Origin of the sequence: Variovorax paradoxus EPS (genome assembly GCF_000184745.1) — a bacterium.
Classification (GTDB): domain Bacteria; phylum Pseudomonadota; class Gammaproteobacteria; order Burkholderiales; family Burkholderiaceae_C; genus Variovorax; species Variovorax paradoxus_C.
Genome location: NC_014931.1, coordinates 1,296,889 through 1,319,560, shown reverse-complemented (window position 1 = coordinate 1,319,560; position 22,672 = coordinate 1,296,889). Strand labels below are relative to the sequence as shown.

General features: G+C 66.0%; 22 protein-coding genes. 16 read left to right on the top strand and 6 right to left on the bottom strand.

Annotation, left to right across the window (positions count from 1 at the left end):
• Window positions 1-28: 28 nt before the first annotated feature.
• The 3 genes from VARPA_RS05845 to VARPA_RS05835 all read right to left on the bottom strand — a co-directional run bounded on the left by VARPA_RS05845 (window position 29) and on the right by VARPA_RS05835 (window position 3,736).
• Window positions 29-1,315: a M20 aminoacylase family protein gene (locus VARPA_RS05845; protein WP_013539636.1), complete on the bottom strand. Its 1,287-nt coding sequence runs from the start codon at window positions 1,313-1,315 to the stop codon at window positions 29-31.
• A gap of 2 nt (window positions 1,316-1,317) precedes the next feature.
• The gene (locus VARPA_RS05840) at window positions 1,318-2,298 is read right to left on the bottom strand and encodes an ABC transporter permease (protein WP_013539635.1); all 981 of its coding nucleotides are present in this window, start codon (window positions 2,296-2,298) and stop codon (window positions 1,318-1,320) included.
• Window positions 2,299-2,491: 193 nt separating this feature from the next.
• Complete coding sequence (locus tag VARPA_RS05835) at window positions 2,492-3,736, bottom strand: porin (protein WP_013539634.1); 1,245 nt, start codon at window positions 3,734-3,736, stop codon at window positions 2,492-2,494.
• A 281-nt stretch (window positions 3,737-4,017) separates the two neighbouring features.
• Here VARPA_RS05835 and coq7 point away from each other — a divergent pair, with 281 nt between their 5' ends.
• Entirely contained in the window at window positions 4,018-4,647 is a 630-nt protein-coding gene (coq7, locus tag VARPA_RS05830; RefSeq protein WP_013539633.1) for a 2-polyprenyl-3-methyl-6-methoxy-1,4-benzoquinone monooxygenase, read from the top strand.
• Between the two features lie 13 nt (window positions 4,648-4,660).
• On the opposite strand, the gene VARPA_RS05825 is transcribed toward coq7, so the two are convergent.
• Window positions 4,661-5,110, bottom strand: a complete 450-nt coding sequence (locus VARPA_RS05825) for an OsmC family protein (protein WP_013539632.1) — start codon at window positions 5,108-5,110, stop codon at window positions 4,661-4,663.
• A 269-nt stretch (window positions 5,111-5,379) separates the two neighbouring features.
• On the opposite strand from VARPA_RS05825, the gene VARPA_RS05820 reads away from it, so the two are divergent.
• On the top strand, window positions 5,380-6,660 hold the full coding sequence (locus tag VARPA_RS05820; protein ID WP_049794502.1) for a porin: 1,281 nt from the start codon (window positions 5,380-5,382) through the stop codon (window positions 6,658-6,660).
• An 85-nt stretch (window positions 6,661-6,745) separates the two neighbouring features.
• On the opposite strand, the gene VARPA_RS05815 is transcribed toward VARPA_RS05820, so the two are convergent.
• Window positions 6,746-7,876, bottom strand: a complete 1,131-nt coding sequence (locus tag VARPA_RS05815; RefSeq protein ID WP_013539630.1) for a hypothetical protein — start codon at window positions 7,874-7,876, stop codon at window positions 6,746-6,748.
• A gap of 47 nt (window positions 7,877-7,923) precedes the next feature.
• Between VARPA_RS05815 and ilvA the strand changes: the two genes are divergently transcribed.
• Window positions 7,924-9,540, top strand: a complete 1,617-nt coding sequence (ilvA, locus tag VARPA_RS05810) for a threonine ammonia-lyase, biosynthetic (RefSeq protein WP_013539629.1) — start codon at window positions 7,924-7,926, stop codon at window positions 9,538-9,540.
• A 66-nt stretch (window positions 9,541-9,606) separates the two neighbouring features.
• Here ilvA and VARPA_RS05805 read toward each other — a convergent pair whose 3' ends face one another.
• Window positions 9,607-10,236, bottom strand: a complete 630-nt coding sequence (locus tag VARPA_RS05805; protein WP_013539628.1) for a type II secretion system protein N — start codon at window positions 10,234-10,236, stop codon at window positions 9,607-9,609.
• A gap of 49 nt (window positions 10,237-10,285) precedes the next feature.
• Between VARPA_RS05805 and gspG the strand changes: the two genes are divergently transcribed.
• The 13 genes from gspG to VARPA_RS05740 all read left to right on the top strand — a co-directional run bounded on the left by gspG (window position 10,286) and on the right by VARPA_RS05740 (window position 22,447).
• Entirely contained in the window at window positions 10,286-10,726 is a 441-nt protein-coding gene (gene gspG / locus VARPA_RS05800) for a type II secretion system major pseudopilin GspG (RefSeq protein WP_013539627.1), read from the top strand.
• A complete protein-coding gene (locus tag VARPA_RS05795) occupies window positions 10,701-11,177 on the top strand; it encodes a prepilin-type N-terminal cleavage/methylation domain-containing protein (protein WP_013539626.1) in 477 nt (158 codons plus the stop codon). Before gspG ends, VARPA_RS05795 begins: the two co-directional genes overlap by 26 nt.
• A complete protein-coding gene (gene gspI / locus VARPA_RS05790) occupies window positions 11,174-11,557 on the top strand; it encodes a type II secretion system minor pseudopilin GspI (RefSeq protein WP_013539625.1) in 384 nt (127 codons plus the stop codon). Before VARPA_RS05795 ends, gspI begins: the two co-directional genes overlap by 4 nt.
• Complete coding sequence (locus tag VARPA_RS05785) at window positions 11,557-12,261, top strand: PulJ/GspJ family protein (protein ID WP_013539624.1); 705 nt, start codon at window positions 11,557-11,559, stop codon at window positions 12,259-12,261. The genes gspI and VARPA_RS05785 overlap by 1 nt, the downstream gene beginning before the upstream one ends.
• Window positions 12,258-13,262 carry a type II secretion system minor pseudopilin GspK gene (gspK, locus tag VARPA_RS05780; protein WP_013539623.1) on the top strand — a complete coding sequence of 335 codons (1,005 nt, stop codon included), beginning with the start codon at window positions 12,258-12,260 and terminating at the stop codon, window positions 13,260-13,262. Before VARPA_RS05785 ends, gspK begins: the two co-directional genes overlap by 4 nt.
• A 127-nt stretch (window positions 13,263-13,389) precedes the next feature.
• Window positions 13,390-14,604, top strand: a complete 1,215-nt coding sequence (gene gspL / locus VARPA_RS05775) for a type II secretion system protein GspL (protein ID WP_013539622.1) — start codon at window positions 13,390-13,392, stop codon at window positions 14,602-14,604.
• Window positions 14,601-15,143 (top strand): type II secretion system protein GspM, encoded by a 543-nt coding sequence (gene gspM / locus VARPA_RS05770; RefSeq protein ID WP_013539621.1) that lies wholly within the window; start codon window positions 14,601-14,603, stop codon window positions 15,141-15,143. The genes gspL and gspM overlap by 4 nt, the downstream gene beginning before the upstream one ends.
• Window positions 15,144-15,157: 14 nt before the next feature.
• Complete coding sequence (gene gspN, locus VARPA_RS05765) at window positions 15,158-15,967, top strand: type II secretion system protein N (RefSeq protein WP_013539620.1); 810 nt, start codon at window positions 15,158-15,160, stop codon at window positions 15,965-15,967.
• Window positions 15,968-15,969: 2 nt separating this feature from the next.
• A complete protein-coding gene (gspD, locus tag VARPA_RS05760) occupies window positions 15,970-18,282 on the top strand; it encodes a type II secretion system secretin GspD (RefSeq protein WP_013539619.1) in 2,313 nt (770 codons plus the stop codon).
• Window positions 18,283-18,287: 5 nt separating this feature from the next.
• Window positions 18,288-19,679 carry a GspE/PulE family protein gene (locus tag VARPA_RS05755; RefSeq protein ID WP_041943347.1) on the top strand — a complete coding sequence of 464 codons (1,392 nt, stop codon included), beginning with the start codon at window positions 18,288-18,290 and terminating at the stop codon, window positions 19,677-19,679.
• Between the two features lie 15 nt (window positions 19,680-19,694).
• Window positions 19,695-20,933: a type II secretion system inner membrane protein GspF gene (gene gspF, locus VARPA_RS05750; RefSeq protein ID WP_013539617.1), complete on the top strand. Its 1,239-nt coding sequence runs from the start codon at window positions 19,695-19,697 to the stop codon at window positions 20,931-20,933.
• Window positions 20,934-20,946: 13 nt separating this feature from the next.
• Window positions 20,947-21,534, top strand: coding sequence for a hypothetical protein (locus tag VARPA_RS05745; RefSeq protein WP_013539616.1), 588 nt, complete (start codon window positions 20,947-20,949; stop codon window positions 21,532-21,534).
• Between the two features lie 13 nt (window positions 21,535-21,547).
• Window positions 21,548-22,447, top strand: coding sequence for a 5'-nucleotidase (locus VARPA_RS05740; RefSeq protein WP_013539615.1), 900 nt, complete (start codon window positions 21,548-21,550; stop codon window positions 22,445-22,447).
• The last annotated feature ends 225 nt before the right edge of the window (window positions 22,448-22,672 follow it).

Here is a 22,672-nt window from a genome sequence, read left to right as displayed (position 1 = left end):
GACACTCCTCGGGTTGAAATCGAACACATCACGACGCCGCGGTGGCGGCTGCTTTCCCTGGCTGCGTGCTGCGGATAGCGGCAAGCGGCATGCCCTGCTCGATCAGGCCGGCATGCAGCGCGGCGCCGAGCGGCAGGATCTCGTCGTTGAAGTCGTAGCGGCTGTTATGCAGGAAGGCGCCCTCGCGCACGTCCTGGCCGATGCGCAGGTAGGCGCCCGCCTTTTTCTGCAGCATGAAGGAGAAGTCCTCGGCGCCCATGCTGGGCTCCATGCTGCGCTCGACATTCTTGGCACCGACCAGCGACTCGGCCACGTCGGCCGCGAACATCGCCTCGGGAGCGGTGTTGATGGTGGCCGGGTAGATGCGCTCGTACTTGATGGTGGCGGTGGCGCCGAAGCCGCCGGCAATCGCCGTGCACAGCTCGGTCAGGCGCTGCTCGACCTGGGCCTGCACCCGCGCGCTGAAGGTGCGCACGGTGCCGACCAGCGTGGCCTCGCCCGGGATCACGCTCATCGCGCCGAGGTCGCCCGCCTGCACTGCGCAGATGCTGACGACGGCCGCATCGATGGGGCGCACGCTGCGCGAGACGATGGTCTGGGCGGCGGTGATGATGTGCGCGGCGACCACCACCGGGTCGATGGTCTGGTAGGCGTGCGCGCCGTGGCCGCCCTTGCCCTTGATCTCGATGGTGATGCGATCGGCCGCGGCCATCATCGCGCCGCGGTTGATGCCGACGGTGCCGGCGGGCATCGCGGGCCAGTTGTGCATCGCATAAACCGCATGGACCGGGAAGCGGTCGAACAGGCCATCCTCGATCATCACGCGCGCGCCGGCGAAGCCCTCTTCGCCGGGCTGGAAGATCAGCACGGCGGTGCCGTCGAAATCGCGCGTCTCGGCGAGGTAGCGCGCGGCGCCGACCAGCATGGCGGTGTGGCCGTCATGGCCGCAGCCGTGCATGAGGCCGTCATGGGCGGAGCGCCAGCCGAAGCTGTTGTCCTCGCGCATGGGGAGCGCGTCCATGTCGGCGCGCAGGCCGATCATGCGGCCGCTCGCGGTCGACTTGCCGCGGATCACACCGACCACGCCGGTCTTGCCGATGCCTTCGTGGATCTCGTCGACGCCGCAAGCACGCAGCGCCTCGCGCACGCGGCCTGCCGTGTAGATCTCTTCGAAGCCGAGCTCAGGGTGCGCGTGCAGGTCGCGGCGGAAAGCCGTGAGCTCGGGGTAGAAGCTCGCAATGTTCGCGAAGGCCCGCCCCGACGCCTTGAGGCGGGGGACTGCCGTTGTCGTCGCCGCTTCTGTGGCTGCTGCCATGGTCAATGCCCTCCCGCCTTGCCCACGCGCAGACGCGGATCGACCACGAAATACAGCAGGTCGACCACGAGGTTGATCACCACGAAGATCAGCGCGATGAGGCACAGGTAGGCGGCCATCACCGGGATGTCGGCGAAGGTCACGGCCTGGATGAACAGGAGGCCCATGCCGGGCCACTGGAACACCGACTCGGTGATGATGGCGAAGGCGATCAGGCCGCCGAGCTGCAGGCCGGTGATGGTCATCACCGGCACCAGCGTGTTCTTGAGGGCGTGGCCGAAATGGATGGCGCGATTGGAGAGGCCGCGTGCGCGTGCGAACTTGATGTAGTCGGTGCGCAGCACCTCGAGCATCTCGGCGCGCACCAGCCGCATGATCAGCGTGAGCTGGAAGATCGCGAGCGTTACCGCCGGCAGCACGATGTGTTGCCAGCCGTCGACGCTGAAGAGGCCGCTGGTCCACCAGCCCAACTTCACGGTTTCGCCCCGGCCGAAGCTCGGGAACCAGCCCAGCGTGACCGCGAAGACGAGGATCAGCAGGATGCCGATCAGGAAGGTGGGCAGCGACACGCCGAGCAGCGAGACCGTCATGAACACCTGGCTCATGAAGGTGCCACGGCGCAGGGCGGTGTAGACGCCCATCGGGATGCCGATGAAGAGCGCCAGCACGGCAGCGACGAGCGCCAGTTCGAGCGTGGCCGGAAAGCGCTCGCCGATCAGTCGCGACACCTTGGCACCCTGGCGCAGGCTCAGGCCGAATTCGCCCTGGGCCGCATTGACGAGGAAATGCCAGAACTGCACGAAGAAGGGCTGGTCGAGCCCCAAGGCGGCGCGCAGTTCACGAATCTGCTCGGGTTTGGCATCCTGACCCAGCAGGAACACGACGGGGTCGCCGACGTATTGGAACAAGAGGAAGGCAATGAACGCGACCGCGATCATCACGATCACGGCCTGGATCAGGCGGCGCAGTACAAAGGCAATCATTAGCAAACAAAGTGATCGGGCATGCTAGCAGTGCAAGGTGCGTGCCCGCACGGGGGTTCCCCGGGGGTGCACACACATGGTGCTCATTGCCAACACCTTGCCCGTTGCAGCACCAGAACGAAAAAAGCCACCCGACTTGCGTCGGGTGGCTTTTGAGCTATTAGCTTCGAGGCTGGCTTACGCCAGCGTCAAATCAGAAAGCGTGACGGATACCGAAGTCGTAGCCGGTCGAGTTCTTCGGGGTGAACGTGCCGTTGCTCAGGAAAGCAGGGCCGCCAACCGTCAGGTTTGCACCGTTCTTGTTGCTGACGCGAGCGATCGTTGCGTACAGGGCCGTGCGCTTCGACAGGTTGTGCACGTAGCCGACGGCGATCTTGTTTGCCTTCGGATCAGGATCAGCCACGTCGAACAGGCCAACGGTCTGGTTCAAGTCGTACTTGACGCTCGAGTACGAAGCGCGGATCAGGCCAGCACCCACCGGCACCGTCACGCCGATCAGGTAGCCCTTGAGCTTCGTGTCGGTGTTGGTGGCGAAGAAGTCCTGGTTCTCGAAGTCGGTCTTGTTCTTGGCTTGCGAGATTTCACCGAAGAGCTTCACGGGACCGAAGTCATACGAAGCGCCCACGTTGAACGTGTTGACCTTGCTGGTCGTGCCGAGGTAGTAGTCGTCGCCAACGGTGCTGCTGCCATAAGCCACTGCAACGTCCAGAGGACCGTTTGCGTAGCCGAAGCGGCCACCGACGTAACGGCCTTGACGCTGGCTGTTCTCGACGTCAGGCGTCGACAGGCCAGGGCTGTACTTGGTCTTCTCGCTGAAGCCGTACATCACTTGACCGTAGAAACCACCCAGGTTCGGCGGCAGGAAGTAGCCGACGGTGTTGCTGGCGCGAACGTAGTTGCTGTTGCCAACGTTGGTGAAACCAGCGGTCGACGCAGCGGGGGTACCGAAAGCGCCGAACGAGCCATTGGCCGTCGAGATCAGGTTGGTGCCAACGCCGTTGGTGCCGAACGGATCGAACACGGTGTCGTTCCAGAACGTCGGGGTGTAGTCGCGACCCAGGCGGATTTCACCGAAACCACCCGACAGGCTGACGGTCGAGCGACGTGCGAACGTTGCAACACCTTCTTGGCCGTTGTCATTGGTGATCGGGGCTTCGAGCCAGAAGCTGGCTGCCAGGCCACCACCGAGGTCTTCCGTACCACGGAAGCCCAGACGGCTGGAGTTGTAGCCCGAGTTGGCCAGAACACGCTGGCTCCGCTTGACGCTGCCTTGGTTCACGTAGAACGGGTTCAGGAAGGTGGCACCGTTCAGGTCACGCGAGGTGGACGAGTAGCCGCTGATCGACGCGTCGACCACACCGAAAAGCGTGACGGACGACTGAGCCGAGGCAACACCGGCAACAGCCAGGGCAGCCAGAGCAACTAGAGATTTTTTCATTGCAAGTTTCTCCAAGGTTAAACATAGGGCTCCGGTGCGAAGGGCTCACCGTGACTGGCACTTTGTGCTCCCACCGGACCCCGGGCCAACCTCCTTTTGGGAAGTTGTTGCTATTGCACCAGAGCCGCTGCGGCAGGGCAAAACAAATCGCCCGAAATCTCTGATGGCTCGGGCGTTTCGTTGCAGTCCTGCAACAAAGGACTTAGTCCGTCTGGCGCACCACAATGCGGAACAAGAACGTAACTTTTTGCAGCGCTTTTTAGGTGCGTTCAAATAGTCGAATGACGCTCTCGCTTGACCCTGTTCTCGCCGCCACAGATGCGGCGCTGCGCACCCTTTTTGCCCGCCCTCATGCAACGCGGGCCACGCCCACTCCACCCCAGGCTGCTGGCGAGATGGACGAGAAGGAGCGCCGCCGGGCCGGCGCGCTCATGCGCGTCAACCATGTCGGGGAAGTCTGTGCACAGGCGCTTTACACGGCCCAGGCCGCCGTGGCGCGCGATCCAGGCCTTCGCGCTCAATTTCTGGAAGCTGCGCACGAAGAGACCGATCACCTGGCTTGGACCCGGCAGCGCTTGGACGAGTTGGGCGATCGCCCTTCGTTGTTGAATCCGCTCTGGTATGCCGGGGCTTTCGGTCTTGGCCTCGTTGCCGGCCGCCTGGGGGATCCTTGGAGCCTGGGTTTCGTGGCCGAAACCGAGCGTCAGGTGGAGGCTCATCTCGACAGCCATCTGGACCGGCTCCCGTTATCCGACAGCGCCTCCCGGGCCGTGGTCGAGCAAATGAAGTCCGACGAGGCGCGCCATGCAGCGCAGGCCGTCGATGCCGGCGCCGCAGAACTCCCGCCGCCGGTCAAGGCTCTGATGCGTCTGGCCTCACGCGTGATGACCACCGTGGCGCATCGGATCTAGAACGCTCCCAGCCTCAGGTTTCGATCAGATCGAAGCTTGTGGTGATCTCGGCCGTCTTCGCCAGCATGATGCTGGCCGAGCAATAGGTCTCGTGGCTCAGCGCAATTGCGCGCTCCACCGCAGAGGCGGGGATCGCCTTGCCGGCCACCGTGAAATGCATGTGGATCTTGGTGAAGACCTTGGGATCCTTCTCCGCGCGCTCGCTGGTGAGCTTGACGCTGCAACGCTCGACGCGATGGCGACCTCTTTTCAATATCAGCACGACGTCATAGGCGGTGCAGCCGCCGGTACCAGCCAGCACCGTCTCCATCGGCCTCGCGGCAAGGTTCTGGCCGCCGTTCTCCGGCTTGGCCGCGTCGGGTGCGCCGTCCATCATCAGGACATGGCCGCTGCCGGTCTCGGCGACAAAGCCCATGGCCGAACGCGTTCCGGCGTCGCCGGTCCAACTCACTGTGCATTCCATGATTCTTCGGATTCCAGTCAGGATGCCCGGCAAAAACGCACGTTGGCATCGGATTTGTGTGGGAAAAGCATCACTCGCTTGTTGCAACGCAACAAACAGTCGATATACTTTATTTCATCGCGCATACGTTTGCGCCCACAGTTGTCTCCTCCACCCTTCCAATTGGTGGATTTAGCCCCGAGCTGAAAAGCTCGGGGCTTTTTTCTTTCCCGATCGGCCGGCGCGACCGGCATTCCCACTCTAGTTTTCGCTCCGAAAGGGCAACTGCTCTGGCTGCCCTGGCTGTTGCCGGTGTTGCCTCGGCTCAGTCGTCCGTCACGCTTTTCGGTGTGGTCGACGCGTCGGTCAGCGGCTACTCGTCCACCTCGCGTGACCAAAACAATGGCTTCACGTACAACGCACAGGGCGTGCCCACCTCGTACAACCCCTTCTATGTGAACAGAGGCAGCATCAAGGCAAGCCGCCGTGAACTGGCTAACTCGGGCTACAACGGCAGCCGTTTGGGCTTCCGTGGTACGGAAGACCTCGGTGGCGGGCTGGCAGCCAGCTTCTGGCTCGAAGCCCCCATCAAGAACGATGACGGCTCTGAAGGCGTTGCCACCTTCGCTCGTCGCTCGACCGTGAGCTTGTCGGGTGGTTTCGGTGAAATCCGCCTGGGTCGCGACTACACCGCGACGTTCTGGAACGACACCGTGTTCGATCCGTTCGGCACCAACGGCGTTGGCACCAACTTGATCTCGACGGCCAGCAACTCTTTCGGCGGATTCGCTGGCATCGCCGCAAGCAACAAGGCTTTCGCCGAGCAATTCCCGAACATCGCCTTGGCAACCAATGTGAGCGGCGGTAATTACGCTCGTTCCAGCAACACCATCGGCTACTTCCTGCCGCCAAACCTTGGCGGGTTCTACGGTCAACTGCAGTACGCGTTCGGCGAAAAGACCAAGTACAGTCCTGGCCGCGCCACGCCTCCAGTTGAAAACAACTCGCGTCAGGGTCGTTACGTCGGTGGCCGCTTCGGCTACGCAAACGGCCCCCTGGACGTTGCAATCGCTTATGGCAGCAGCACCGTCGGCGACCAGTACTACGCTGGCATCACCAACAAGGTCGACACCCTCAACCTCGGCGCTTCGTACGACTTCGGTTCCGTGAAGCTGTTCGGTGAAGTGTCGCGCGCCAAGAACAAGCTCGACTACGAAGTGACGCCCACGCTTGCCGGCCGTCCTGACATTGATCTTACTGGTTACCTGCTCGGCGTGACCGTGCCGGTTGGTGCTGGCCTGATCCGCGCTTCGTACTCGCGCGTCACGTACGACGAGAACTTGGTCGCGAACCCGCCCGCAGTGCTGCCGGAAGACAAGAAAGCCAACAAGCTGGCAATCGGCTACGTGCATAACCTGTCGAAGCGTACGGCTCTGTACGCCACGATTGCTCGCGTGAGCAACAAGAACAATGCAGCTCTGACCGTCGGCGGCCCGAATTTCGTGACTGCTGGCGGCTTCACCCCGAAGACCTCGACCGGCTACGACTTCGGCATCCGTCACGCCTTCTGATTCCGATTTGATCCCGATGCTGGCTCACGCCAGTTCGAATCAGAAAAAGTCGCCCGACTCACGTCGGGCGGCTTTTCGTCTTTTCTCAACTCACTCGGCCGCGCCTGCTTTGCAGCAGCCCCACATTCATTTCTCCGCTCAGCACCGATGCGTAGAAACGCTCGACCATGTTGACGCTTGTCCGCGCATTGCGAGCCAAGGTCAGCATGTCGATGCCTTGCCCATACAAGAGCCGCAGCGTAATCGCGGTATGCCGCAGGCAATAGAGAGTTCTCGATTGGCCCAAAGGCCCCTTTTCAAGACCAGTCTTCTCGAGCACCCAATGAAAGAAGAAGTTGAGCACCGCAAGAGCGTGCTCTCGATTCTTCAACTGAGGCAGAAAAATATAGTCCTCTGCCGTGCCGAACCCATGTTCGCGGCGACGAGCGAGCAGACATTCATAGACCCGGACCGCCGGACGCAAGCTCACGATCGGCTGGCTGTGCCGCTTGGTCTCGGGCAGATTCATTCGCAGATAGACGTGCTTACCCCGCACGATCTCGATGTGCTTGTGCTTCATGAGCTTGATGTCGCTGGGACGCACGAAGGTGTTCACCATCCAGCGAATCAGCCAGGGCAACTCGTTCGGCATCACGAGAAGTTCACGCGCAATCCAGAAGCGCTCGCCCGAGTTCAGTCTGTCGAGCACCGGATGCGAATGTCCGCGCAAGCTGCGCGCGGTCGCCACGATGGTCCGGTATTCAGAAACACTGAAGCTTCCACGCGGCTGGCTGCGCACCTTGACCTTGGGAAACGGCGGGGCCTCGCGCAGCACGCCGGTGTGCACGCCGTGCATCACGACCTTGCGCAACAGCACCAAGTACTGCGCGATCGTCGTGCTGGTGAAACCCTGTTCGCCAAGGCGATCGATCAGTCGCTGCGCATCGGACGTTGCAAACGATTGGGCGGGCAAATTTCCCAGCAGCGGAACGATGTGCGCACGCAATCTGTTGCCCATCACTTGCCATGTGGCGCGTCCGATTTCTCCTCGTTGCACGCGCCCCGCTTCTGCTTGCATCAGTCCCTTCGAAAGGTCACTGACAAAAACCGTTAACAAATTTTGCTCAAAAGTAATTTCATTTGCAGGCGTATGAATTGCAGGATAGGTGCGCGCAAAAAATCCAGAATCATTTGCGGCCGCCACACTATTGAAGAGGTTTATGACATTTGTGTCCATGTCATACCTCGCATGCAATCTCGATACCATTTATCATTGGTAAACAAATGAAAACTCCCTTGGAAAAAATTGTGCGCCAAGCACCTGTACCGGCGCAATTGACGCCCGCCGACTATCTCAGAAAAATTCTCAACGCCCGGGTGTACGACGTCGCCGTCGAGTCCGCGCTCGAGAAGGCGCGCGCACTCAGCGAACGTTTGAGTTGCACCGTATTGCTTAAGCGCGAAGACCAGCAACCGGTATTCAGCTTCAAACTTCGCGGCGCATACAACAAGATGGCGCATTTGAGCGCGGCGCAATTAGCAAGCGGCGTGATCTGCGCATCTGCCGGCAATCATGCGCAAGGCGTTGCACTCGGCGCGCGAAAGCTCGGCACGCGCGCAGTGATCGTCATGCCCGTAACGACGCCCAAATTGAAGATCGATGCAGTGCGCGGTTTCGGTGGCGAAATCGTCTTGCACGGCGACAGCTATTCCGATGCCTATCTGCGCGCGCTCGAATTGCAGAAGCAAGAGAACCTGACCTTCGTCCACCCCTTCGACGACCCGGACGTCATCGCAGGCCAGGGCACCATCGCGATGGAAATCCTGCGCCAACACCAAGGCCCACTCGATGCGGTCTTCGTCGCGATCGGCGGCGGTGGATTGATTTCCGGCGTGGCCAACTACATCAAGGCCGTGCGTCCCGAGATCAAGGTGATCGGCGTTCAGATGAACGACTCCGACGCAATGATGCAATCGGTCGCAGCCCGCCAGCGCGTGAACCTACCGGACGTGGGCCTGTTCTCCGACGGCACCGCCGTCAAGCTGGTCGGCGAAGAAACCTTCCGCATCGCCAGCGAACTGGTCGACGAATACATCGCCGTCGATACCGATGCCGTTTGCGCCGCCATCAAGGACGTCTTCGTCGACACGCGCAGCATCGTCGAACCCGCCGGCGCGTTGGCCGTGGCGGCAATCAAGCAGTACGTGGCCGAGCACGGCCGCCGCGGAGAAACCTACGCAGCAATCCTTTGCGGCGCCAACATGAACTTCGATCGATTGCGCTTCGTGGCCGAGCGCGCCGAGGTCGGTGAGGAACGCGAGGCGCTCTTCGCCGTCACGATTCCCGAAGAACGCGGCAGCTTCCGCCGCTTCTGCGAACTGGTCGGCGAACTGCCGGCGGGCGATGCAGGCGAACCAGGAGCGGCCGGCGGCGCATTGCGCAACGTGACCGAGTTCAACTACCGCATCAGCGACGCGGCCAAGGCGCACGTGTTCGTCGGCCTCACGACATCGACGCGCGGCGAATCGGCCACCATCGCGCGCAGTTTCATCGACCACGGTTTCGACGCGCTCGACCTCACGCACGACGAGCTCGCCAAGGAGCATCTGCGGCACCTCGTCGGCGGGCGCACCGGCCTCGCGCACGACGAGCGCCTGCTGCGCTTCGTGTTCCCCGAGCGTCCCGGCGCGCTGCTCAAGTTCCTGAGCCTGATGCGGCCGAACTGGAACATCAGCCTCTTCCACTACCGCAACCAGGGCGCCGACTACGGACGCATCCTGGTCGGTCTGCAGGTGCCGGCCGGCGACGCTGCGGCCTTCGATGCGTTCCTCGAAAACCTCGGCTATCCCTACGTCGAGGAAACGGCCAATCCGGCCTACCGGTTATTCCTGCAAGCCTGAGGCGCGACCTTCGCAAACAACGAAAAAGCCGGCGCGAAGCCGGCTTTTTCAGGGGCGCTGCACCCGCTATTGCGCAGCGACTGGCGCCTGTCCCTGCGGTTGTTGCGCGGCCTCGGTCGGGGGCGGCATCACCACGGCGGGCATGGTGGACGGCAACATCCCGGTCGACCTTTGCGCGGGTGGCTGAGCCGGCGCCGGCATTGGCGACACGCCGGAGATCGGCGGCGGCGGCAGCCCCACGCTGATCGGCGCACGCACCGGAAGTTGCAGCGTGAACGCCGGTGGTCCGTCGGCCTGCGCGCCGAGCGTCGCCGCGCGCACGCCCACCGACTGCAGCACGTAGTTGTCGCCAACGCGCGAACCGACGCGAAACGGCTTGGGCGGCTTGCCGTCGATGGCGATCAGCGCAGCACCTTGGTTCGACGGATCGGCCACCACGCCCACCAGCGCGAAGCGGCTGGCCGCTTCGGGGGCTGCGGGTGCTGCTGCCTGCGCGGAGACCACGCCGAGCAATCGTCCGACCGCCTCGGCATCCGCCGTGACCGAGGGCCGGGGCATCGCGGCCGCGGCGGCCACGGCATCGGCCGGCGACGACAGGCGCAAGGCCCAGAACACCGCGGCGCCAGCGGCCAGCGCCCAAAGCCCCGTCGTTGCAAGTGGGGCATGCCAGCGGGCAGCGGAGTAAGGACTTGTCATGGGCGCGGATTATCATGCAGCGCGCTTTCCGAATCATGTCGCCCAACCTATGAACAAATTCCTTCGTGCCGCTTCCCGGACCGCCCAGCGCGGCTTCACGCTGATCGAACTGATGGTGGTGCTGGTCATCATCGGCGTGCTTGCCGCGCTGATCGTGCCGAACGTGATCGAGCGTGCCGACGACGCCCGCGTGACGGCCGCCCGCACCGACATCAACAACCTGATGCAGGCGCTCAAGCTCTACCGCCTGGACAACCAGCGCTACCCGACCGCCGAGCAGGGCCTGCAGTCGCTGCTGACGCGCCCGACCGTCGGCCCGGCCGCCCCGAACTGGAAGCCCTACGTCGAGAAGCTGCCCAATGACCCCTGGGGCCATCCCTACCAGTACATGAACCCGGGCATCAAGGGCGAAATCGACGTGCTCTCGTTCGGCGCCGATGGTCAGAACGGCGGCGAGGGCAAGAATGCCGATATCGGCAGCTGGCAATAGCAGCAAGGCCAGCACGGCGCGCGGCTTCACGCTGCTCGAGCTGATCATCGTGATCGCGATCATCGCGATCGCCACCGCCAGCGTGAGTTTTGCCATGCGCGACACCAACGCGGCCAAGCTCGATCGCGAAGCCGACCGGCTCGCCGCGCTCCTCGAATCCGCCCGCGCCCAGTCGCGGGCCAGCGGCGTCGCCGTGCGGTGGCGCCCCGTCGAAGGCAGCTTCGTCTTCGATGGCCTCCCTGCCGATGCGATCCCGAGCGGCTGGGTCGCCGAAGGCATCACCGCCCAGGCCGCGCTGGGCAACGGCACGCTGGTTCCGGCGCTGCAACTCGGCCCCGATCCGATCATCGCGGCGCAGCAGATCACGCTCTATTCCGCCGGTCCGCCTGCGCGCTCGCTGCGCATCGCCACCGACGGCCTGCGCCCGTTCACCGTCTTCCCCGTGCCATGAGACTGCGGCGTGGAACAAGGGCATGGGCCTGCAGCGGCTTCACGCTGATCGAAGTGCTGATCGCGCTGGGCATCGTCGCGCTCGCGCTGGCCGCGGGCTCGCAGGCCACGATGTCGCTCACGCGCAATGCGCAGCGCCAGTCCGACCTCGTGCTGGCCGACCTGTGCGCCGAAAACGAACTCGCCAAGGCCCGCCTCTCGCGCCAGATGCCGGCCGTGGGCGACTCGGGCTCCATCTGCGTGCAGGCAGGCGCGTCGTTCAACGTGACGACCTCGACAGTGCCCACGCTCAATCCGAATTTCCGGCGGGTCGATGTGCAGGTGCGCGACGAGGTCAACTCGCCAATCCTGCGCATCTCGACCGTGGTCGGCCGCTTCTGATGACGAAGACGAAGCAGAAGACGTCGCACGGCTTCACGCTGATCGAACTGCTCGTCGCCATCTCGGTGATGGCGCTGCTCTCGCTCGTGAGCTGGCGCGGGCTGGACAGCATGTCGCGCGCCACCACGCAGAACCAGCAGCGCGCCGACGCCATCCTGACCCTGCAGGCCACGCTCGCCCAATGGGGCGCCGACCTCGATGCGGTGACCTCGATCGCGCAGACCCGCCCGATCGACTGGGACGGCAACGTGCTGCGGCTCACGCGCCGCAGCAGCGATCCGACGGCGCCCGCCATGCTGGTGGTGGCCTGGACCCTGCGGCCGGGCGCCGAGGGCCCGCGCTGGCAGCGCTGGCAGTCGCAGGCCTTCACCACGCGCGGCGAATGGCAGCAGGCCTGGAACCTCGCGGCCTCCTGGGCGCAGGGCGGCGGCGCACAAGGCGGCTACAACGACGTGGTGCTGATGCCCGCCAGCGGCTGGCAGCTCTATTACTTTCGCGACAACAACTGGACGCCCGCGGGTTCGCTGCCCACGGCACCCACCACGCCGCCCAATCCCGCCAACCCGGCCAGCCCCGCTGCGGGCCCGATCGTCAACATGCCCGATGGCGTGCGCCTGGTGATCAGCCTGCCGCCGGGCGACGGGCTGTCGGGCACGCTCACGCGCGATTGGGTCAAGCCGATCGTGGGGGGCGCGAAGTCATGACGCGGCGCACTTCGGGACTCGGGCGACGTGCGCGCCGCCAGTCCGGCGCCGCGCTGCTCGCGGCGATGCTGACGGTCATGCTCGTCGCCACCTTCTCCGCTGCCGCGCTGTGGCAGCAATGGCGCGCGGCCGAAGTCGAAGGCGCCGAGCGCGCGCGTGTGCAGGCGGCCTGGGTGCTGATCGGCGCGCTCGACTGGTCGCGGCTGATCCTCGCCGAAGACGGCCGCGCCGGCGGCCCCGACCACCTGGGCGAACCCTGGGCGGTGCCGCTCGAGGAAGCGCGGCTCACCAGCTTCCTGTCGGCCGACAAGAACGTGTCGAGCGACAACCTCGACGGCCTGCCCGACGCCTTTCTCTCGGGCCGCATCGTCGATGCGCAGTCCAAGCTCAACGTGCTGTCGCTGGTCGATGCGGGCAAGCCGGTGCCGGCCGGCGTGGCCACCTTCACCCGGCTCTTCAACCTGCTGGGCCTGCCGGCCTCGGAGCTCAGCCAGATGACGACCGGGCTCGTGAGGACGCTGTCCACCGGCACCGACGAAGCCTCCGGCGGCGGCGATGCGGGCAATGCGCCCCTGATGCCGCAGGAGGTGTCGCAACTGGTGTGGCTCGGGCTTTCGCCATCGACCGCCGCGGCCATCGAGCCCTACGTGACGATCCTGCCGGTGCGCACCACGCTCAACCTCAACACGGCGAGCGCCGAGGCCATCAGCGCCAGCCTGGAAAACCTGCCGATCGCCACCGCGCGGCAATTGGTGGAGAAGCGCACCCGCTCCTACTTCAAGACCATCGACGAGGCCAATCAGGGGCTGCCCAGCGAAGGCTCCCGCTTCAACGCCACCCAGCACGGCGTGGGCACCCAGTTTTTCGAGGTCTACGGGCGCCTGCGCCTGGACCGCACCTGGGTCGAGGAGCACTCGCTCCTGCAACGCAACGGTGTCACGGTGACGACGGTCTGGCGCACCCGCGGCGCCGGCGCAACAACGACTCCGGCTAAACCCTGAGTGCTGTTTACATATATTGATCAAAAAGCCTTATAACGCCCGTCACATCTGTCAACTACGCTATTCAAATAATAGCAATTGACTGTCAGACGCCCTCCTACAATCACCGGCTTTTCCGACCACCTCCATGACTCCGCTGCTGCTCATTGCCCCACTGCCTCCGGCCGACGCCGCGGGTGAGTACGACTGGGCCCAGGCCGGCGACGACGGCATTGCATTGCGCGACCAGGGCCGTGCGCTGCTGGCGCTGTTGCCCTCGGGCAGCGAAGTCACGCTCGGCATTCCTTCTGCGGCGCTGTCGTGGCACCGCGTCACGCTGCCCAAGGGCAGCATGGGCAGCGCGTCGAAACTGCGCGCCGTGCTCGACGGCCTGCTCGAAGAACACCTGCTCGACGACCCCGAGGCCCTGCACTTCGCGCTCGAGCCCGACGCGAAGGCCGGCGCCCCCGTGTGGGTGGCCGCATGCAACCGCATCTGGCTGCGCAGCATCGTGCAGGGGCTCGAAGCGGCCGGGCGCCGCGTCGTGCGCATCGTCCCCGAATTCGCACCGCAGGCCGCCGACGGCCCGCCGCTGCTGCAGATCACCGGCGAACCCGAAGCGCCGCAGCTCACCGTCTGCGATGCCGATGGCGTGGTCTCGCTGCCGCTGGCCGGCGCCGGGCTCGCGCTGTCGGGCAGCCTGCCGCTCGACACCGCCGTCATCACGACCGAGCCCGCGGTCGCCGAAGCGGCCGAGCGCCTGCTGGAGCGCCGCGTGCCGATCGTGAAGGCGCCGCAGCGCTGGCTCAACGCCGCACGCACGCCGTGGGAGCTCGCGCAGTTCGATCTCGCCGCCACCGGCCGCGCGCGCGCCGGCAAGAAGTTCGCCTCCGTGCTGCAGACGCTGCGCTATGCGCCCGAATGGCGCGCCGCGCGCTGGGGCGTCGTCGTGCTGCTGCTGACGCAAGTGATCGGCCTCAACGCCTGGGCCTGGAAGGAGCGCGGCGCGCTCGAATCCAAGCGCCAGGCCGCCAAGACCATCCTCACCCAGACCTTTCCCTCGGTGAAGATCGTGATCGACCCGCAACTGCAGATGACGCGCGAAGTCGCGGCGCTGCAGCAGGCCGTGGGCGACGTGGCCGCGACCGATTTCGAACCCATGGTCGGCGCGCTCGCCACCAACCTCCCGCTCGGCCGCACGCCTTCGGCCGTGGACTACACCAACGGCCAGCTGCGCCTGCGCGGCCTCGGGCTGCAGCCGTCGGAGGTCTCGCAGATCACCGGCGCGATGGCGCCGCGCGGCTACAACGTGCGCACCGAGGGCGATCTGCTGCTCGTGCAGGCCGAGACCACTCCCCGATGAACTTCAGCGAACAACTCAAGGCCCGCTGGGCTGCCCTCGCGATGCGCGAGCGCCAGATGGTCGGCGGCGCCATCGCGCTCGTGGCACTGGCCTTGCTCTGGTGGATTGCGCTCGCTCCCGCGTTTCGCACGCTGGCCACGGCACCGGCCGAACACGCGCAGCTCGATGCGCAACTCCAGCAGATGGCCACCTTGCAGAACCGCGCGAAGGCGCTGCAGTCGCAACCCCGGCTCGCCCGCGACGAGGCGCTGCGCTCACTCGAAACTTCGGTGCGCGAGGGCCTGGGCGTCAACAACGCGCAGCTCATGACGGCAGGCGGCGACGGCGCCACCGTCACGCTGCGCGCCACGCCCGCCAGCACGGTCGCCCAGTGGCTCGCGCAGGCGCGCGGCAATGCGCATGCGGTGCCGCGCGAAGTGCACCTCACGCGCGCGCCCGCCACCCCGCCGGCGCCCGGCAACAAGGACAAGGACGCGCCGCAGCTTCCGCAGGTCCGCTGGGAGGGCACCGTCGTGATGGCGTTGCCCGCCCCCCGGTGAACAGACAGCCCGGCATGGTGACGCGCCCTCCGCTTTCCGCGCTCTCCGAGCCCAAGCCGCGGCGCGGCTGGCGCTGGGCCCTCCTCGGCATCCTGATCGGCGCGCTGCTGGCGGTGGTGCTGTTCGCACCCGCGCGCTGGCTCGCCTCGGCGCTGTCGAACTGGACCCAGGGCCGGCTGTTGCTGGTCAATCCGCGCGGCACCGTGTGGAATGGCGCGGCTGCGGTGGTGTTCGCCAGCGGCACCGGCAGCGCGCAAGCCGTTTCGCTGCCCGGCCTCCTGCACTGGCGCCTGCGCCCGAGCTTCAGCGGCGTCTTCGCCTCGCTCGACCTGCCCTGCTGCGCTCCGCGTCCGCTCGAACTCAAGGCCAGCCCGCGCGGCAACGGCGTGCTGCTCGACTGGCAGGACGGCCGCTCGCGCTGGCCCGCCACCATGCTCACCGGCCTCGGCGCGCCGTGGAACACGCTGAAGCTCGATGGCGCGCTCGACCTTTCCACCAAGGCCTTCTCGCTGCAGTGGGACGGCCCGGTGCTGCGCATCGCGGGCCAGGCCACGCTCGACGCCACCGATGTTTCTTCCAGCCTGTCGACCCTCAAGCCGATGGGCAGCTACCGGCTCTCGCTCGAAGGCGGCAACAGCCCCACGCTCCTGCTGAGCACGCGCGAAGGCAGCCTGCAACTGAACGGCAGCGGCAGCTGGAACGGCACCGCCTTCCGCTTCAACGGCGAAGCCAGTGCCGCGGCCGGCCGCGAAGACGCTCTTTCCAATTTGTTGAACATCATCGGACGGCGCGACAACGCGCGTTCGATCATCACCCTGGGTTGACCATGATGAAGCCACTGTCCACGCCCGGCGCCCGCCTCGGCATCGTCGCGCTCGCAGCGCGCCTGCTGATTGCGGCGTCCTTCCTGCAGGTGCTGCCGCCCGCCTTCGCGCAGGGCGATGCGCCGCGCCGCGGCGAGCCGATCACGCTCAACTTCTCCAACGCCGACATCGAGGCCGTGGCCCGCACCATGGCGGTGGTCACCGGACGCGACGTGGTGGTCGATCCGCGCGTCAAGGGCACGATGAACCTGGTGACCGACCGCGCCATCCAGCCGGCCGCCGCCTTCAACCAGTTCGCCTCGGCGCTGCGGCTGCAGGGCTTTGCGGTGGTGGAAGCCGACGGCCTCTACAAGGTCGTGCCCGAGGCCGACGCCAAGCTGCAGAGCAGCACCGTGAACACCTCGATCGGCGCGACCTCGTCGTCGGGCAGCAACCAGATCGTCACGCAGATCTTCCGCCTCAACTACGAGTCGCCCAACAGCCTGCTGCCGGTGCTGCGCCCGCTGATTCCGCCGAACAACACCATCAATGTGAATCCGGGCAACAACTCGCTCGTGATCACCGACTACGCCGACAACATGCGCCGCCTTGCGCGCATCATCGCGGCGCTCGACGTGCCCAATGCGTCGGACATCGAGATCATCCAGCTCAAGCATTCGGTGGCCAGCGACCTGCTGCCGCTGGTGCAGCGGCTGGTCGACGGCAGCGGTTCGGGCGCTGCACCGGGTGCTGCGCCGGGCGCGGTCGATGCGTCGTTCCGCACCACGCTGCTGGCCGATCCGCGCAGCAATTCGCTGATCCTGCGTGCCGCCAATCCGGCGCGCGCGCAACTGATTCGCACGCTGGTCGAGAAGCTCGATCGTCCGCCCGCGGAGAGCAGCAACGGCGCGGCCGGCAACATCTATGTGGTCTACCTGAAGAACGCCGATGCGGTGCGCCTCGCGGCCACGCTGCGCGCCGCGATGGCGGCGAACCAGCAGGCGACGCCGGGTACGCCCGGTGCTGCGGGCGGCGGCAGCAGCCCAGCGCCGCAACAGGCCAGCTTCCAGCAGAACAACCAGAGCAGCATGGGCGGCAGCAACGGCCAAAGCGGCTCGGCCGCCGCCAACGCACCGCTCAACAACGCCAACCAGCCGTCCACCGGCGGACAGATCCAGGCCGACCCGTCGACCAACTCGCTGATCATCACGGCCCCCGAGCCGCAGTACCGGCAGATGCGCGCGGTGATCGACAAGCTCGACGGCCGACGCGCCCAGGTGATGATCGAAGCGCTGATCGTCGAGGTCAGCGCCAACAAGGCGGCGAACTTCGGCGTGCAGTGGCAGAGCGCGCTGGGCAACAACGCGGTCATCGGCACCAACTCCAGCCTCAACAGGAACAACATCCTGGCCCTCACGCAGGCTTTGGCCACCCGCAACCCCGCGGGTCTGGCCTCCTCGATCCAGCCGGGGCTGAACCTGGGCATTGCCGGCAAGATCGGTGGCCAGTACATCCTGGGCGCCATCGCCAACTTCTTCAACAGCGACGGCGATGCCAACGTGCTCTCGACGCCCAACCTGCTGACGCTGGACAACGAAGAGGCCAAGATCATCATCGGCCAGAACGTGCCCTTTCCCACCGGTTCGTACGCGAGCACCTCGGGCTCGGTGGGCGTGAACCCGTTCACCACCGTGGAGCGCAAGGACGTGGGCCTCACCCTGCGCGTGCGCCCGACCATCAACGAGAACGGCACGGTGCGCATGACGATCTTCCAGGAGACCTCGACGGTCGACCAGAACTCGCTGGCCAACCCCAACGGCCCGACCACCAACAAGCGCTCGATCGAATCGAGCGTGCTGGTGGAAGACGGCGGCCTGGTGATGCTGGGCGGGCTGCTGTCGGACACCTACAACAACAACATCGAGAAGATCCCGCTGGCCGGCGACATCCCGGTGCTGGGCAACCTGTTCAAGAACGAGAACCGCACGCGCAACAAGAGCAACCTCATGATGTTCCTGCGCCCGGCGGTAATGCGCGATGGCGCCTCGACCGAAGCCTTTGCCTACGACCGCTACGACGAGATCCGCGGACAGCAGCTGCAGGTGCAGCCCAACACCGACAACGTGATGCTGCGCGGCGTGAACGCCGCCCCGGTGCTGCCCGAAGCGGCGCTGCAGCGCTCGAACAACAGCGGCAACGGCAGCACCCGCATGGAGGGCACGCAGCTCATTCCGCCGCCGCAGCCTTTGGCCGACACCCGCAAGCTCGCACCGAGCCCCCTGCGCGGCGCCCTGCCGCCGACGGCCGACCCGGTCTCCTCGCGCGAAATGCCTTGATGTCCATGCGCTACCCGCTTCCCTACGCGTTCGCACGCAGCCAGCAACTCCTTCTCGAAGAGGCCGACGACGGCCGCTACACGCTGTGGATGTCGGACCACCCCGCGCGCAGCGCGGTCGGCGAAGTGGCGCGCAAGTACAGCGTGCAGGCCTTCGAGGTGCTGGCCGATGCACCGCTCGCGCAGCGCATCAGCGCGGCCTATTCGCAGGGCGAATCGAGCGCCGCCGCGGTCGTGAGCGAAGTGCAGAACGACGCCGACCTCTCGCGCATGATGCAGGAGCTGCCGGCGGTTGAAGACTTGCTGGCCAGCGCGGGCGACGCGCCCATCATCCGCATGCTCAACGCGCTGCTCACGCAGGCCGCGCGCGACGGCGCGAGCGACATCCACATCGAGCCCTACGAGCGCACCTCGTCCGTGCGCTTTCGCATCGACGGCACGCTGCGCGAAGTGGTGCAGCCCAACCGCGCGCTGCACGCCGCGCTGATCTCGCGCCTGAAGATCATGGCCGACCTCGACATCTCCGAGAAGCGGCTGCCGCAGGACGGGCGCATCAGCCTGCGCATCGGCACGCGTGCGGTCGACGTGCGCGTCTCCACGCTGCCGAGCGCGCACGGCGAACGCGCCGTGCTGCGCCTCCTGGACAAGAGCGAATCGAAGCTCACTCTCGAATCGGTGGGCATGCTGGGCGACACGCTGCAGCGCTTCGAAAAGCTCATCACGCAGCCGCACGGCATCATCCTGGTGACCGGGCCGACCGGCTCGGGCAAGACCACCACGCTGTATGCCGCGCTGGCCCGGCTCGATGCGAGCCGCAGCAACATCATGACGGTGGAAGACCCCATCGAGTACGAGCTGCCGGGCGTGGGCCAGACGCAGATCAACGCGAAGATCGAGCTGACTTTCGCGAAGGCCCTGCGCGCCATCCTCCGGCAAGACCCGGACGTGATCATGATCGGCGAAATCCGCGACTTCGAGACCGCGCAGATCGCCATCCAGGCCTCGCTCACCGGCCACCTGGTGCTCGCGACGCTGCACACCAACGACTCGGTCAGCGCCGTCACACGCCTCACCGACATGGGTGTCGAGCCTTTCCTCTTGAGTTCATCGCTTCTGGGCGTGCTCGCGCAGCGCCTCGTGCGCAAGGTCTGCACGAGTTGCGCGGGCGCGGGCTGCGATGTCTGCGGGCAAACGGGCTACCAGGGCCGCACCGGCATCTTCGAATTGCTGGTGGCCGATGAAACCGTGCAGGGCCTCATCCACAGCAAGGCCGCCGAGAGCGAACTGCTCAAGGCCGGCGCGCTCGGCGGCCTGCGCCTGATGCGCGAAGACGGCGAACGGCTGGTGCAGGCCGGCATCACTTCGCGCGCAGAACTGCTGCGCGTGACACGCGATTAGCGACCAGCGCCCGCCATGCCCGCCTATTCCTTCGAAGCCATCGACGCCAGCGGCCAGTCGCGCGAAGGCGTGCTGGAAGCCGACACCGCGCGCAGCGCACGCAGCCTGCTGCGCGCGCAGGCGCTGATTCCGCTGTCGGTCAAGCCGGTCGGCAGCGACCACATCAACGGCACCGGGCAGCGCAGCAGCCTTTCGCGCTGGCTGGGCGGCGGCAAGCGTGTCTTCAACTCGACTGGCCTCGCGGTGTGGACGCGCCAGCTCGCGGGCCTCGTCTCGTCGGGCCTGCCGCTCGAACGCGCGCTCACGGCGCTCACCGACGAAGCCGAGTCCGAGCCGCAACGCAACCTTGTCGCCTCGCTGCGTGCCGAAGTCAATGCGGGCTCGCCCTTCGCGCGCGCGCTGTCGGCGCACTCGCGCGAGTTCTCGCCCATCTACACCGCGGTGATCGGTGCCGGCGAGCAGAGCGGCAACCTCGGCCTCGTGCTCGACCGGCTGGCCGACGACCTGGAAGAACGCCAGGCGCTGCAGCAGAAGCTGGTCGGCGCGGCGCTGTACCCGGCCATCGTCACGCTGGTGGCGATCGTGATCGTGATCTTTCTCGTGAGCTACGTGGTGCCGCAGGTGGCGCAGGTGTTCGCGGGCACCAAGCGCTCGCTGCCTTTTCTCACCACCGTGATGCTCTCGCTGAGTGCGGGCGTGCGCAACTACGGCTGGTGGATGCTGGGCGGCGTCGTGCTCTTCGCCATCGGCGTGCGGGTGGCGCTGGCGCAGGAGGCCTTCCGCCTCAAGTTCGATGCGGCCTGGCTCAAGCTGCCGTTGGTCGGCAAGCTCGCGCGTGGATACAACGCAGCGCGTTTCGCCAGCACGCTCGCGATGCTGGCGACCGCCGGCGTGCCGATCCTGCGTGCGCTGCAGGCGGCCGCCGAAACGCTCAGCAACCGCGCGATGCGCGCCGATGCGCTCGACGCGCTGGTGCTGGTGCGCGAAGGCGCGCCGCTCGCTTCGGCGCTCGCGCAGAAGAAGCGCTTTCCCGGCCTCGTGTCGATGTTCGCGCGCCTGGGCGAGCAGACCGGCACCCTGCCGCTGATGCTGCAGCGCGCGGCCAACCAGCTGGGCGCCGAAGTGCAGCGCCGCGCGATGCACCTGGCGACCATCCTCGAGCCGCTGCTCATCGTGGCGATGGGCGGCGTGGTGATGCTGATCGTGCTGGCCGTGATGCTGCCGATCATCCAGCTGAACCAGTTCGTCAAATAGCGGGAGCTGCGCCATGGCCAACCGGAGCTACCTGTTCGCAAGCCCCTTCGTTCCGGGCGCGGACGCTGCGGGGAACGATCCGAAACAGCTCAAGGGCCTCTCGGAGTGCAAGTACAACATCCCGCTGGTCTACCGGCTGCTGGTGTCGGCCGATGTGCAACGCTGCCGTTCGCTGATCTGGTCCATACCCGAACCCACCGCGCTCGTGGGCCGCGCCGGCGCGGGCATCGACCGGCTCGCGCAGTTCCTGGCCCGCATCGACCACCCCGCCATCGCACCGATGCGCGACCAGGCGCTCGATTTCCTGAACCGCCACGCCGACCGCAACGGCTACATCTTTCTGGAGTGCGCCGAGGTTCTCGGCATGGACGACACGCCGCTCGATACGCAGGCCGCGAGCCTGCTGCAGGGTGTGCAGAACATTGATGCGGAGGTCGAGACGGCCCTGGCTCAGCTGGCGCCGAAGAAAAAGAGCTTCTGGGACCGCGTCTTCACGCCCTCGCAGGAGAGCATCGAAGCGCCGCTGCGCGATCTGGGCCTTGGCTACTGGTCGAATACGCTCTACTTCTCGCTCGACGACGCGCCTGACGACGCCACCTGAACTGCCTCCCACCATGCCAGTCACTCTCGAAGACAAACTCGTGGTCGCGATTTCCTCGCGCGCGCTCTTCAACCTGGAGGAAGAAAACCGCATCTTCGAGGCCGGCGACAACGAGGGCTACATGAAGCTGCAGCTCGACCGGCTCGACGTGCCGGCCGCACCCGGCATCGCGTACTCGCTGATCCGGAAGTTGCTGCGCTTCAACGACGACGGCGTGCAGCGCGTGGAGGTGGTGATCCTCTCGCGCAACGATCCGGTCTCGGGCATGCGCATCTTCAAGTCGAGCGCGGCCGCCGACATCAAGCTGCAGCGCGGCGTGTTCACGCAGGGCCGCCCGCCCTTCGGTTATCTGCGCCCGCTGCGCGCGCACCTCTTCCTTTCCGTCAATGCGCAGGACGTGCGCGAGGCACTGGTCGCGGGCTTTCCGGCCGCGCGCGTGCTGGTCGAATCGGTGAAGGCGAGCGATGCCTGGCCGAACGAAGTGCGCATCGCCTTCGACGGCGACGCGGTGCTCTTTTCCGACGAGGCCGAGCGCGTGTTCCAGGCCGAGGGCCTCGACGCCTTCCAGGCCCATGAACTCAGCAAGGCCGAACTGCCGCTGCCCGGCGGCCCGTTCAAGCCGCTGCTGGCTGCGCTGCATCGCCTGCAGATGGCGGGCAACGCGCAGATGCGCATCCGCACCGCGCTGGTTACCGCGCGCAGCGCACCGGCGCACGAGCGCGCGATCCGCACGCTGATGAACTGGAACATTCGCGTTGATGAAGCGATGTTCCTCGGCGGCCTGCCCAAGGGCGAGTTTCTGCGCGAGTTCGAGCCCGATTTCTTCTTCGACGACCAGACAGGTCACGTCGATGCGGCCTCGCGGCATGTGCCTGCGGGGCATGTGTCGAGCGGGATCAGCAACGAGGGCTGACCCTCAGGCGTCGGCCCCTTGCAGGGGAGCGACGCCTGCGGCCCGGCAACGCCGGTTCCGCGGCATCTCCAGAACGAAGCTCCCCGCTTTCTTGAGCGTTGCTTCGTGCGTCGTCACGCGCACGACTTCGCTCTGTCATCCCGCATTCATTGCGGCGTAACGCGCGCTTCTTAGCCTCGCTGTCTGTTCGGTGCGCAGTGCCCTCGTGGCACTTTTTTTTTGCCG